Source organism: Chitinophagaceae bacterium (genome assembly GCA_016717285.1).
In the GTDB taxonomy this organism is placed as follows: domain Bacteria; phylum Bacteroidota; class Bacteroidia; order Chitinophagales; family UBA10324; genus JACCZZ01.
Map to the genome: position 1 here is coordinate 875,136 of JADKFU010000004.1, position 12,880 is coordinate 888,015.

Annotated in this window: 11 protein-coding genes; 2 read left to right on the forward strand and 9 right to left on the reverse strand. The window is 39.9% G+C overall.

The features are described 5' to 3' along the window. Positions 1 to 6: 6 nt before the first annotated feature. Genes IPO83_08790 through asnB form a run of 3 tightly spaced genes read right to left on the reverse strand, consistent with a single transcriptional unit; the run spans position 7 to position 3,953 of the window. Positions 7 to 1,230, reverse strand: coding sequence for a glycosyltransferase (locus IPO83_08790; GenBank protein ID MBK9731370.1), 1,224 nt, complete (start codon positions 1,228 to 1,230; stop codon positions 7 to 9). After that, positions 1,231 to 2,079, reverse strand: coding sequence for a class I SAM-dependent methyltransferase (locus IPO83_08795; GenBank protein ID MBK9731371.1), 849 nt, complete (start codon positions 2,077 to 2,079; stop codon positions 1,231 to 1,233). It abuts the gene before it with no gap. Between the two features lie 26 nt (positions 2,080 to 2,105). Continuing rightward, positions 2,106 to 3,953: an asparagine synthase (glutamine-hydrolyzing) gene (gene asnB, locus IPO83_08800; protein MBK9731372.1), complete on the reverse strand. Its 1,848-nt coding sequence runs from the start codon at positions 3,951 to 3,953 to the stop codon at positions 2,106 to 2,108. A 119-nt stretch (positions 3,954 to 4,072) separates the two neighbouring features. Between asnB and IPO83_08805 the strand changes: the two genes are divergently transcribed. Next, positions 4,073 to 4,963 carry a sulfotransferase gene (locus tag IPO83_08805; protein ID MBK9731373.1) on the forward strand — a complete coding sequence of 297 codons (891 nt, stop codon included), beginning with the start codon at positions 4,073 to 4,075 and terminating at the stop codon, positions 4,961 to 4,963. A 95-nt stretch (positions 4,964 to 5,058) separates the two neighbouring features. On the opposite strand, the gene IPO83_08810 is transcribed toward IPO83_08805, so the two are convergent. The 4 genes from IPO83_08810 to IPO83_08825 form a co-directional block, all read right to left on the reverse strand. Continuing rightward, positions 5,059 to 6,108: a GNAT family N-acetyltransferase gene (locus IPO83_08810; protein MBK9731374.1), complete on the reverse strand. Its 1,050-nt coding sequence runs from the start codon at positions 6,106 to 6,108 to the stop codon at positions 5,059 to 5,061. Continuing rightward, positions 6,105 to 6,872, reverse strand: coding sequence for a class I SAM-dependent methyltransferase (locus tag IPO83_08815; GenBank protein ID MBK9731375.1), 768 nt, complete (start codon positions 6,870 to 6,872; stop codon positions 6,105 to 6,107). The genes IPO83_08810 and IPO83_08815 overlap by 4 nt, the downstream gene beginning before the upstream one ends. Then, positions 6,859 to 7,689 (reverse strand): polysaccharide deacetylase family protein, encoded by an 831-nt coding sequence (locus IPO83_08820; protein MBK9731376.1) that lies wholly within the window; start codon positions 7,687 to 7,689, stop codon positions 6,859 to 6,861. The genes IPO83_08815 and IPO83_08820 overlap by 14 nt, the downstream gene beginning before the upstream one ends. Before the next feature lie 162 nt (positions 7,690 to 7,851). Then, positions 7,852 to 9,177: a glycosyltransferase gene (locus tag IPO83_08825; GenBank protein ID MBK9731377.1), complete on the reverse strand. Its 1,326-nt coding sequence runs from the start codon at positions 9,175 to 9,177 to the stop codon at positions 7,852 to 7,854. Between the two features lie 250 nt (positions 9,178 to 9,427). Here IPO83_08825 and IPO83_08830 point away from each other — a divergent pair, with 250 nt between their 5' ends. Further along, positions 9,428 to 10,705: a glycosyltransferase gene (locus IPO83_08830; GenBank protein MBK9731378.1), complete on the forward strand. Its 1,278-nt coding sequence runs from the start codon at positions 9,428 to 9,430 to the stop codon at positions 10,703 to 10,705. On the opposite strand, the gene IPO83_08835 is transcribed toward IPO83_08830, so the two are convergent. Beyond that, a complete protein-coding gene (locus IPO83_08835) occupies positions 10,695 to 11,639 on the reverse strand; it encodes a GNAT family N-acetyltransferase (GenBank protein ID MBK9731379.1) in 945 nt (314 codons plus the stop codon). The two genes, IPO83_08830 and IPO83_08835, sit on opposite strands and share 11 nt — an antisense overlap. A 65-nt stretch (positions 11,640 to 11,704) precedes the next feature. Beyond that, positions 11,705 to 12,853 carry a glycosyltransferase gene (locus IPO83_08840; protein ID MBK9731380.1) on the reverse strand — a complete coding sequence of 383 codons (1,149 nt, stop codon included), beginning with the start codon at positions 12,851 to 12,853 and terminating at the stop codon, positions 11,705 to 11,707. Between the last annotated feature and the right edge of the window lie 27 nt (positions 12,854 to 12,880).

Below are 12,880 nucleotides of genomic sequence, written 5' to 3' on the forward strand. Positions count from 1 at the left end.
GTTCCACTACAAAGAAGAGTAAATTTCGTCGTATTGTTTGACGCCTTGTTTGAGTGAATAAAAATGCATGGCCGCATCTTTAATCTCCTCTTTTGGGAATGAGGAAGTCAATATTTGCTTTACACCATTTCTCAACGAAGCATCTTCGAGGTTAGGAAGCAGGATGCCGGCATTGCAAGTACTCATGATGGTTCCCACATCACCAACGCCATCATTGCAAACTATTGGAATTCCCATGCTCATAAACTCACCCATTTTTGTTGGGGAAGAAGCTTTTTTTGAGAACGAATTTTTAATGAAGAAGATTGCTGCATGGCTTAAACTCAACAGCAAGGGCATTGCATCTCTTTTTGCAAAAACAACGATGATGCTTGATTTTTCAATACCGATAGCAGTGGCAGCTGAAACAATTTTTTCCTTTTCATCCGGAGTGATGAAGAGAAATTTAGAATTTGGTTTTTCATCAAGTAGACAGCGGAAGAATTTTAACATATCATTCAATAAATACCAGGTGCCTGTAGATCCTGAATAGCATAGGATAAAATCAGCGGCCTGAATGCCCAGTTCATCGCGAAGTTGTTGTTGCTTTTTCAGATCGGTATTTTTTTCTGAAAAAAAATCTAGGTCGGCACAACAGGGAATTACGCTGATTTTACCGGAATTAATTTTCAATTCATTCCATGATAATATCTCAACCTTCGCAGCTGAAGTAAGACTAATCACTGCATCACTTTCGCTGAGAAATTCCCGCTCTTTCTTTTTAAAAAATTGAAATGCACTTCGATACAATGGATTTCGCAGATCCCAGATCCCACCTTCCACGCGTTCATCAGCCCAAAATCCACGCATGTCGAAAATGAATTTCAACCCTGATCTTTTTTTTAATTCCATACCAATCAGTGCAGGTATATAACTGCGGCAATGAACAATGTTGAATGGATTTTTATGCTGTCGCTGAATTGCTTTTCTTCTAAGTCGTCGAAAAGTTGCATAGGCAGAAAACCCCGGAAAAGCATTTGAGTAAAGAACAGGTCGCCATTCAATATTAGCTGCTGTCAATATTTTTTGGATGGCTTGACCCAGTTGCAAAAACGATTCCTTCTTCTCAGCACTTACAATCGCAACCTGATGACCCAAGAGACTTAATCCTTTCAAATAGGGAATTACCTGCGATTGCCCGAGCGGATCCGTCATTCCATCATACGATATGTACAAAACCCGCTTTCCCATTTATTTTTTGATGAAGGTTGCTTTGATACTGTCGCCGGCATCCCAAAAAGTAAGTAGCTTATTCGTTACAGATTTGATGCTTCTCATTAGAGAATTGGATTCCAGGGTGCGCCGAAATTTTTCATCATCCGATGTTTCAGAGATATAAGATTGATTGGAAATTTTCAGGCTCGTTTTAGCCCGGGTAATACTGATGCCGGTAGTTTCTATTTTGAGCAACGAAAAGCCGGATTCAGTAAACAGCCGCTGAAGTGTAGCGGGCGTGTAATAGCATAAATGTTCGGGATAAGCCAGCACATTCCATTTTTCCTTTAAAAAAATCCGTGACAGTGAATTAAAGTTGGGCGTGGTGATGTACACTGCGCCTCCCTGGCGCAGCAACCTATGAAAGTGCTGCACTTCTTCACGTGGATTGTTAATGTGTTCCAATACTTCAAACGAAGTAATTACATCAAAAGATGTCGCTTCATAGTTGGCCGGATTTAATTTTCCCTGTTGCATATTGATTCCTTTCTCACGGCAAATGCGTATCGCTTCATCTGTAAATTCTGTTCCATATACATTCCAGTTTTGTTCCTTTGCAACTTCCAAGAAATATCCAATGCCACATCCTACATCTATCAGCTTCCGTGTGCTTCTGAATTTTTCAAAACGATTCAGTAATTCATGATATCGCTTTACAGTGATGGGTGACAAGTAATTCCTGCGACCATATCCTTCATAATGATGAACCAATTCTGATTCTAAAGGAATGCTGTTTGCAAAAACGAAACCGCAGTTACTGCACTTCACAAGATGATGCACTGCGTATCGTGTAAGTATCTGGAGCTTCGGGTGGTTGCAGATCAAACACTGCTTATGTAAAGATTCACTCATCACGATTGCGAATGTTGACGAAACCAGCGATGTAATACGATCAGGTTCCAGAGACGATTATAAAGATAATGTTCACCTGCAAAGAATTTCTTCTTCATTGCTTCCACTTCAGGTACATTCACGATGCCGTGCTCCCGGATCGTTTCTTCCGAAAGATAATCATCAATAAGATAGCGCCATTCGTGAAGCATCCATTTTAAAAGCGGAATGGAGAAACCCTGTTTGGGTCTGTTAAATAATTCCTTTGGTAACAGGTCACTCAACAATTTAGCAGGCAAAATTTTCAGCGCATTCCTGCTCATCTTCAGCTGTTGCGAAACATTCAATGCAAATTCAACAACACGGTAATCGAGAAACGGAGTGCGACATTCCAACGCGTACTTCATGCTGGCACGATCTACTTTTACCAGCAGATCATCTTTCAAATAATATTGTAAATCGAAAAAAGATTGCTGCTCTTCCGGAGATAGTGTACGTTTTACCTGGCTTGTAAAAACCGGCAGTGAAGCCAATAAACTGGGAGCTTTCATGAGGCCTTTAATTTCCTCTTCCGTAAAAAAATATGGCGCCTGTGAAAAGATATGCTGTTGAATATTCTGGTCGTCATTGAAACGGAAAAGCCAGGAGATGCGCCTGTATTTTTCGCCCATCACCGAAAGAGCTGAAGCAATCGGAGCCCTTGCGAATTTAACCAATGGCCGGTTCAGCAATTTTGCCCAATAATACATTCCATATCCCATAAATAATTCATCACCACCATCACCTGTAAGCACCATCTTCACCTGTTGCCGGGTCCATTTAGAAATCAGCAACGTGGGAATGCTGGAAGAATCTGCGAACGGCTCATCATAAATATCCATCGCTTCCTCTACCAGGTTCATCGCATCTTTATACGTTACTATATGTTCATGATGATCGGTATGCAGGAAGGTTGCTATTTTTTTTGCATGTGCAGCTTCGTTGTATTGCTCCTCCTTGAATCCGATGGTAAAGGTGTTGATTTTGGTTGCGCTGTTTTGTTGAGCAAGTGCCGTAATGAGTGATGAATCAATGCCGCCGCTGAGAAATGTTCCGAAAGGAACATCACTGATGAGCCGATAGTTTACAGCACTGGAAAGCAATTCGTGTAATTGTTTTTTAGCCTGCTCTTCGTCTTTGATTACCTCTGAATGAACGGCATCCTGCGGCTTCCACCACGTTGTAAATTCCTGTGTTGTTTCAGTTATTTTTAAGTAACAACCAGAAGGAAATTTTTTTACTTGCTGCCAGATTGTATAGGGCTGTGGGATATATCCGAGCTGTAAGTATAAAGCGATTGCTTCCCTGTCTGTTTGAAGCTGTGTTCGGATTTCTTTGGGAAGGGTGAGTGCTTTTAATTCTGATGCGAAGAATACTGTATTTTCGAAAAGGGCATAGTACAAAGGCTTAACACCGATACGATCGCGAAAGAGGTACATATTTTTTTCGTGCACATCATACAATGCAATCGAAAACATGCCATTGAATTTTTTCACTGCTTCAGGTCCCCATTTACTAAATGCTTCCAACATCACTTCGGTGTCTGATTGTGTTCGCCAGGAAACGGAAAGATCTTTTGCGATATCTCGGAAGTTAAATACCTCGCCATTGAATATCATTACCCAGCGACCATCGTGCGACGACATGGGTTGATTGGCATCACTCGAAACATCAATGATGCTTAAACGACGGTGACCCAGACCTGCATTTTCATCCCGGAAAAATCCTTCTGCATCGGGACCACGATGTGCCATGCAACGGGTCATCTGTTCGAGCACGTTTGCGCCGAATGAATGATGAGGTGCAAAGTAGCCTGCAATGCCGCACATGAGAAGTTGGGGAAAGTGAGCGACTAATGTACTAATTATCGCAAGTTTGTGATTATATTAAACTCCTGAATAAAGCTTAAATAAAAGGCACGCACTATTCTTAATCTGCAAAATCATCCATGCGACAAATTGATCTGATGATTGTCGGTGCGCAAAAAGCAGCTACCACTTCACTAAAAAATTATTTAGGGAAACATCCGTCACTTATCACTCATAACCTCACCGAGTTTGCTTTTTTCGCGAATGACGAGGAATATCTGGAAGGCTTTGAACATGCATTTAAAAAGTATTTTCCTGAAACATTTTCGCATTCAGCAAAAAAAATAATAGCAAAAAATGCAAGTCTGTATGAGAATGAAGAAGCTCTCACGAGACTGTATGAGCACAACCCTGATTGCCTTATTGTGTTGATCATTCGCAATCCTATAGAGCGGGCCTATTCGTCGTACAATATGGAGCGGGAAAGCGGTTGGTATACCAAACCCTGGTCTGCTATTTCAACCTCGTTAACTAATTTCAGTAAAGGAGAAAAGGATCAGATGTTCCGCCTTTTTATAGAACTGGGTTTGTATTCGGAGCATTTAAAAAAAATACTCCGCTTTTTCCCAAAACAACAGGTGCAGATTATATTATTTGATGAATTGAAGTCGGATCCTTCAGCGGTTTGTGCGCGGCTGTTCAGACGACTTGAAGTTAATGATTCGATAGTTGTTGATACTACGGTGATTCATAATCCCACAAAAAAAGCTCGATCAAAGAAGATGGGCAGGTTTTTAATTTGGTTGATGAATAATGAGAATCCGCTTAAAATCATCGCAAAGAAAATACTGCCGACGAAGACATTTCTCAAGATACGTGATTGGCTCTTCAAGGCAAATACAGGAGATACCATTGCGAAACTTCCTCCAATGTCACCTGAGATTTTGGGTGAGCTGACGGCATTTTTCAAACCTTATAATGATGAGCTGCAGATGATGACCGGTTTGAAGCTGGGACATTGGAATGAATAAATTCACATTTTCAGTTCAAAACAGAAAAGTAATTTATCCTAGAAATTCTAAGTTATTGAGAAACGGATTTTTCAAAAAAAAAGTATCATCCTGATTCATTTCCGTTCCTTCCATTTCCTGAATTGATTTCTCCATTGCATTCCTTTTTCAATGCTGCGCGATATCAATGGATTAAGGTCAAATACCATTAGCCCCGGATAGTTAACTGCATTTCCTCCAAAGCCCATTTTGAAACGGTTGATATTGTGGAGTGATTCCCCTTCTTTACTTGCAACTGCAATGCCGCCAAAATCAAGCGTACTGATTCCGGATTTGCGACAATAGGCCATCACATGAAAAAACGCAGCATAAAGGATTGGAATACTTCTCTTGTAGCTGATGGTTGTTACTCCAAGATAATAGTACGCTGTGTTTCCCTGGAAAATTATCACGATACCTCCAACCGTCCGACCATCGAGCACCGCTTCGAGCATGATACCTTTCTTATGTTGTTGAATATAGTTATTGACTGCTGAAAAAAGTTGCCGTGTATCATTTTCATTCACGGGCAATTTCCGCTTGCGGTACATTTCAATATACAATGATGCAAGCATAAGCGCCTGTTCATCTGTGGTGGCTTCTAGGAATGTTATTGGTTGTTTCAATCCTTGCCGCACACTTTTTAAATGATGATGGCTGAAGGATTTCATGAGTTGCTCAGGTTCCTGATCCAATGCCAGCCACCAGCTTTTCCAGTTGAAGAGATTGCTTGACTGGCGAAAAAAAGCCAGCTCCCGGGTTTTGCTTACGATATGATCTCCACCATGAATAACAGGAATTGCAAGCTGTATGGTAAGTCTCCACCATCCTTGTTCTTTCAACCACTTTGCCATGCCGGCAATGATTTCCGGCAAGTCGTCCTCATTCAAAGTTACAGGCCCAAATGAAAGATGAATGGTTCTTAGTTTCTTTGTTTCCAATGCAGCATAAGCGATAATACTATTTGAAGAATCTGTTACTATAAGCAGTTTCTTTTTGTCCGGCTCCATACGAAGCCATTCGGGATCCTGGTAAAAAAAACGATGGTTACATTGATCGAAGATATTTTTTACCGGCATAAAAATTTCGTCCGGCAAGCCGTCCTTCAAGTGGTACTTATACATCATAATTTGTGCGCCTGGACAAATATCCACGGAATAGCAGTATCAATCAACTGATCGGATTCAATTGTTTTGCCTGATGCAAGGTCCCACCATTGCATTAATTCAAATCCGGTACGACGAAGATCATGCAATTGTTTTTCCGGCAATAGGTAGAAGATAAGCGTATGAAAATTATCTGCGCCATCATACATTGAAAATATTTCTTTGCCTACGTACTGGCTTGGAGGACCATTCAGCTTGTGGAGCATTTTTATTCTTTTCAGCTCCCACGGAATCGTAAATGGATTTCGTGGCATTTGAAAAGAGTATAAATTATACAGGTGCCTGACATTATGAAAAGAAAACAATAACGTTCCGCCTGGTTTCAATACCCGCCTGAATTCGGAAAGAATTTTATTCCTTCCTTCATAATCCACGCAATCGATTCCATTAAAGGAGAATAGAACAATGTCGAATTTTTCATCAGGAAAAGCAGATAAATCTCTCGCATCCATCTCGAACAATTCCACATTTTTTAAAGACTTGAATTTCCGTTTGCAATAACTGATCATCGCACCTGAATAATCAATGCCTGTATAATGCTCTACTCTGGGCGCAAAAGAATGAGTTGTCCTGCCGCCGCCGATACCTACATCAAGCATGCTCACAGGTGCTTGCTTTTCACGAAGTGTTTGCAGAAATTTCTTTTCCGGGGGAAACATCCAATGCCATCCGAAGTAACGGGCTGAAATCCTATGGTTCTCATACACTTCTTTATTCTTGTCCATGAGCCGACAGTTTGTTTTTGAGAAGCAAATTCAAACTTTCTATTTTCAAAATATTCATATCGATATTGCCTGCGGAAGGGGTAATCCTGGGAAATAATACAGGTACTGTATCAGTATTCGTTGGGTGAAAAAACTGATCGCCGGCTGCAAATATATATTTGTAACCTGCTTGCCGTGTATAATTAACCACTTCATTGTCATACTGACCAGCGGGAAATGCAAAACATTCCACTTCATGCCCGAGCATTTTTTCGAGTGCTATTTTTGATTCAACGATTTCATGTTTTAAGATTTCCGCGCCCAACGAACCCTTTAGTAATATATGCGTCCATCCATGTGATCCGATCTCAATGCCGGCAGCTTCGCAGGATTTTAAATCACTTTCATTCATCATTTTCGGATAATAGAGATCGCTTTCGCAGAATTGTTCAAGTTGCGATAATATCTTTTCTGTTTGAGGCAAAGGCAAATCTTTCAATAATAACATTGTCTCCAATGCTACTTTAGGAGCGTTGTTCTGGGTTACGATCATGCGGTATGGTATCATGTATTCCGTAAGTGAAAAATTTTTCTTCGATTTTAAATGATCTTCCACAATCAGGTTAAGGCGGTAAGTCCAGTTCACCTGATTATTGATGATGGATGAAATTAGCACATTGTGAACAGCCGGCAAATTATTATCTGCGAGAATCGGCAATGCATATTCCATAAAATCATGAAAACCATCATCAATAGTAATCACCATTTTGGGAAGTGCTGTTTTTTCATTCCACTGTGAGGGCAGAATCACGGCATAATGCTTTTTACAATATGCCATGAGTGAACGGAAAATATTAATTTTTAATGGCGCCCAAACATGATTCAATTCATTCGAAACGCGATGTAGACAAAGTATGGTAATAGTGTCCTTTTTATTTTTTCGAAGTACATAAGCGACTCCGCAATTCCGTAGCAGAAAGGAAAGAACATTTTTCATATGCTATGCAGAACCGATAATGGTGTGAATAATGGAACCCAGTTTTTTTGCCTGGTTGCGCCGTGAAAAACTATCAATTAAATCCTGGTTCGCGTGGATGGTCGTTTGATTTGCCATATAGTTTTTATAAACTTCCACAACTTTTCTACTGCAACTTTCGGCATCATTTGCTATGATGCCTAATCCTGATGCAGTCAGCGCTTCCTCCAGCTCATCATGATCTGAAGGACAAAGCAGCACAGGTTTCCGGAAGGCCAGGTAGTTAAAAACTTTGCTGGGAATTACTCCTTTAACACCATCGTATGAAATGCTCAACAACAGCTGGGAGGAGTTAACGATATCAAGCACTTCCTGTTCACTCAACCAACCGGTAATGGTGACAGGAATATTCTTTGCTGCAACATATTTCTTTATTCTTTCACATTGCTGAAGATCATATCCTGTACCGGCAAAAATTATTTCGATTTCGTTTGTCTTTAATTCAGCGATTGCTTTCGCCATTCCGTCAAAAAATATTTCTATGCGCTGCTTCCAGTACAGCGTGCCGATATAACTGACGGTAAACTTATTGTTGGTCTTCTCTTTCAAAGTTGTTTGGTCAATATCATGACCATTATAGATGACTCTGGCTGGACGTAACACATAATTGGAAATCTTATTTACATAGTATTTTGAAACCGTCGTCACCATGCTGGCCGAAGAAAGCCATCGCTTTTCACTCTTGGTATCAAAGAAAGCCAATATACTGTCGGCAATTGATCTTTTACCGGTAATGTGACTTTGAATATTGTAATTGGATGTCCAGGAAGTGGTATTCCAGTCATCGCGGTAATCGGCAATCCATGGAAGACCGGTTTTTTTGTGCAGCTTATGACAAATGCTGAACAAGGCAAATGGCATAGCTGAAGTGATAATGATTTTTATAGAAGGATCATTTGAAATCAATTGCCGGGAAAACGTATAAAAATTCCGGAACGCGAGCAGACGCGTAGTAAAATTCTGGGCAATTAATTCAAAGTAGGTTAATGCCTTTCTTAGCAATATCATTTTGTCTTCACCAAATCGGTTGAGAACCATGTCCCTGATACCACCTTTGAATGGAAGGTAATAAACTTCATATCCATCTTCCACTTTGTGAATTACCGATTCGCCGGTTGGCATAAAAAGGTCATTCCTGTTTTTTAGCGGCCGGTCCCAATTACGTGTGACAACAATGGGCAAGAGACCGGATTCATGAAGGTGTTTTGCCCATGAAAAAGTCCGGTGGGCACCGGGCAGGTTGCATGGAAAAAAAAAATAAGAAATGATCAGTACTTTCTGTTTGTCCATGATTATTACAAATTGCCTGCAACGATCCTCTCAGAAAAAAATTTGTGAAAGATAATTGAAAGTTGACTAAAATTACGGAGGTGTTTTTCAATGGTGCGCGAAATTTTTTTATACTTTTCCACGCTTTTTGAAAAATACTTTTTTGAAATTGTTATCACGAAGTCATGGGAGGCACAGAGATGATAGGTTATAATAATTTTGTTGTGTACTTTTTTTATCGTGAGGTTTCTGTTTTTACCAATACCAATTCATGTCTTCTCCAATTGCTCCAACCCTACTCATCTGCATAACTCATTCTTTTCCATTTGGAATTGGAGATGATCACCTCGAAGATGAATTGAAGGTGCTCAGTGAAATGGTAGATGAAGTGATTATTGTTCCCCGATCTCATTTCAAAGAACAAACCCGGACACTGCCACTGAATGTGAAGATTATTCGGATTCCATTTAAGATTTCAATTTCAGGAAAACTGAAAGCGCTTACACAAATTGACTGGAAAGTATTGCGCGCCGAGATTAAGTTTATTAAAATAAATTTCAAGCGGCTACCTTCCCTTGCTATGTATCGAAACATATTCGGGTCTTTGCTCATTTCAACTGATCTGAAGCGAAATCTTATCCCGATAATCGATCAGTATGCCGATAGAGGATACACAATTCACCTCTATTCTTATTGGAACGACCTGTCTGCTGTTGCACTCGCCTTGCTGAAAAAAAAATATCCGGCAATCAATGCATGCTCACGTGCACATGCTTTTGAAATTTACGATGAAAGGCATGCGATGAATTATATTCCGTTTCAAAAGATTAAGTTCAACAGCTTGAACCGTATTTTTTTTGTTTCATCTTTCGGATTGAAATATATTCAGCAAAGATTTCCTTCACTTAAGTTTGATCGCTGCAGCCTTTCCTGGTTGGGTTGTTTTGAAATGCCGGGCATTTCCTATAGGAAAAAAGCAACAGTCATTAGAATCATTAGCATTGGTTATAATTATGCCATCAAGCGAATCGAGCTGCTGGCAAAGTCACTCGGTATCATTACCGGACTAGAAGTACAATGGTTTCATGTCGGAGATGCCATGCATGACAAAGAATATTATGAAAAAATGGTAAAGGAACTGATATCCGGTATTCCATCAGTTCATGTTCATCTTACCGGAAATTTAAATCACAATCAGCTGGCCCGGTTATATGCTTCCACTCCTTTTGATCTGCTGATTAATGTGAGCCCATTGGAAGGAGTTCCAGTGAGCATGATGGAATGCATGTCAGCTGGTATTCCAGTGGTGGCAACTGCGGTAGGTGGTGTTCCGGAAATTGTGAAACACGAGGTCAATGGCATCTTATTACCTCCGAATCCATTGCCTGAAGAAGTAGCGGTTGCATTGCAAAATTTCCATTCAAAAAGTGAAACAGAAATAATGGAATTCAGAAGGAATGCCCGCAAAACGTGGGAAGAACAATATAATGCCGGCAAGAACTATCCGGAATTTGCAAAAGAATTGCTGGTATCACCATCTATTTCCTGAACTGCTTTCGCAATCCGGCTTTCATTGAAAGCATTGCAGAATTTATTTTTGATATTTCGAAGTAACCTTTTTGCTCGGCGCCGAATGAGCGGAAATAATTTTCTACTCCTTTAAGCATGGACCCTTCAAAATCGAACTGCTTTACAATGCCATTCAAATCATTAAAACATTTCCAGAAAAGATGACTCATAACACCTGCATTGCCAAACGCATCGTTCTTTCCGCCGATGATGTAATACGCGCTTTGTTTATCCCACGCAACCAATATTCCACCGGCAATCTTTCCTTTGGCATCTTTTGATAACCAGATATCTCCTGCATTATTCTTTTTGCAAGCCTTATAAATTCTTTGAAGCAGTGGTGCATCAAACGGTATGTTCATTCCTTTTCCCTTGAAATTAAGTGCAAGCATTTCATAAAACCCGCTCACATCATCACTTCTTTGAACAATAAAATTATTTTCAGCTTTCTTGATTTCTCTTTTCACCTTATCACTAAACTGCTTTCGCAAAATTTCTAAATCAGAAATATCATCCAGCACATACGTGTAACGTGTTGTTTGGTGGTATCCAGCCCAATAATACGGGAGCCAGTTCTGATAACTGAAATGCCAGCGTTGTAAAAAAGAATCGTGTGCAGAAAAGCGTTTGAGAATTTGTTCATGCAACTGCATTTCCTTTTCAAGACGTTCTCTGTAATTTCCCTGTTGCATCACCATGTTCGGCCCGAGAAACTGGGTGAGCTTTGGCATGATGATTTCGGTACCCAATAAACTCTTCTTCCAAACAAATGGCGCAGAAGCTACCAGCTTACCTTCTTGTTCTATCAGCACCACATCCCACGCCCCAGGCGCTACTGCATCCAGCCAAAAAGGTTGATGAAATAATGGAAGATGCTCTGTAGGATGATTGTGATAAAAAAGTTGTTGTTCCAAAAAGCAATTTTTTTTAAACCTGTAAAAACGTCATTATTCCTGAGTCATTTTCTTAATGATCCTATTCATCTCTTGCGATATTGCATTTCATTTTTGTACAGCAATTCCAATTTATCAACGTATTGCCTGAGGTCATGTTTTTTAGAACTTTCAAAAGCCTGGTTTGAAAATTCAAAGTATGTGTTTTCATCTTTAACTATATCTGCTATTTTGTCTGCGAATATCGTAGCATCCTGACTGTTCACCATAAATCCATTGTATCCGTCTTCTATAATTTCACGATTTCCTCTGCCATCAAGACTGACCACCGGTAAGCCAACAGCAAGTGCTTCGGCTATTGCCAGTCCGAATGACTCATTAATTGCAGTATGAACATAAACATCTCCATCCTTCAAATGTGATTCTACATCTGTCACCATTCCATGTAAATGAACGGTGTTTTCTAAATGGCTGGCTTTGATTTGTTTTTCCAAATCACCGAAAAGAGGTCCGTCACCAAGGATATCAAGTCTTACCTGGAATCCTTTTCCCTGTAGTTTCATAACTACCAAAATAAGGAATGCCTGATTTTTATTCTCGTTCAGTGAACCCGTAGTTACGAGCTTGATTATATTCTTTGAAAAATAATTTTTCTTCCTCGTGAATTTTAGCCTGTCAATTCCATTTGGTAATAAATGGATGCCCGAAGTATCCCACTTTAAAGTATTGACGAGATATCGGAAAGTAACTTGCGAATTAGCGATGAACTGGTTGTGACAAAACCTGTATTGTTTTTTGATATGCCTGTTTATAATGATTCGAATGGCATGTTGCCGGCTTAACCACTTTCTAGGAGCAATCGATTCGTATTGCGTAGTAATACCGTGAATGTGTGAAAAGTACGCCACGTCTTCGTACAATGATTCCCTGCTGACCCAATCAGCATAAAAAAGATGAGAGTGAATGACCTCCGGTTTAAATTTTAACATCAAGGCATTCCAATCATTCAGGTCACTGACAATTTTCCACGGGAATTTCAGAAAGACTTTACTACTGCAAACAACAATATTTATTCCTTCACTAGCCTCCGCAAAATCATTCTGCACATCAAAAACAATAAGCAGGGTTTCAAAATCTATCCTGCTGTTTAATTCCCGGCAAATATCAAGTGTTAGTCTTTCAGCTCCACCGCGTTGCAAATTATAAATCACATGCGCCACCTTGATTTTTTGCATGCGACAAATTTGCACATTTTGCGAGAA

Coding starts and splice junctions, on each gene's coding strand:
- IPO83_08790 (MBK9731370.1), bottom strand. CDS start 1,230: ATGGGAAAGCGGGTTTTGTACATATCGTATGATGGAATGACGGATCCG.
- asnB (MBK9731372.1), bottom strand. CDS start 3,953: ATGTGCGGCATTGCAGGCTACTTTGCACCTCATCATTCATTCGGCGCA.
- IPO83_08805 (MBK9731373.1), top strand. CDS start 4,073: ATGCGACAAATTGATCTGATGATTGTCGGTGCGCAAAAAGCAGCTACC.
- IPO83_08810 (MBK9731374.1), bottom strand. CDS start 6,108: ATGATGTATAAGTACCACTTGAAGGACGGCTTGCCGGACGAAATTTTT.
- IPO83_08815 (MBK9731375.1), bottom strand. CDS start 6,872: ATGGACAAGAATAAAGAAGTGTATGAGAACCATAGGATTTCAGCCCGT.
- IPO83_08820 (MBK9731376.1), bottom strand. CDS start 7,689: ATGGCATATTGTAAAAAGCATTATGCCGTGATTCTGCCCTCACAGTGG.
- IPO83_08825 (MBK9731377.1), bottom strand. CDS start 9,177: ATGGACAAACAGAAAGTACTGATCATTTCTTATTTTTTTTTTCCATGC.
- IPO83_08830 (MBK9731378.1), top strand. CDS start 9,428: ATGTCTTCTCCAATTGCTCCAACCCTACTCATCTGCATAACTCATTCT.
- IPO83_08840 (MBK9731380.1), bottom strand. CDS start 12,853: ATGCAAAAAATCAAGGTGGCGCATGTGATTTATAATTTGCAACGCGGT.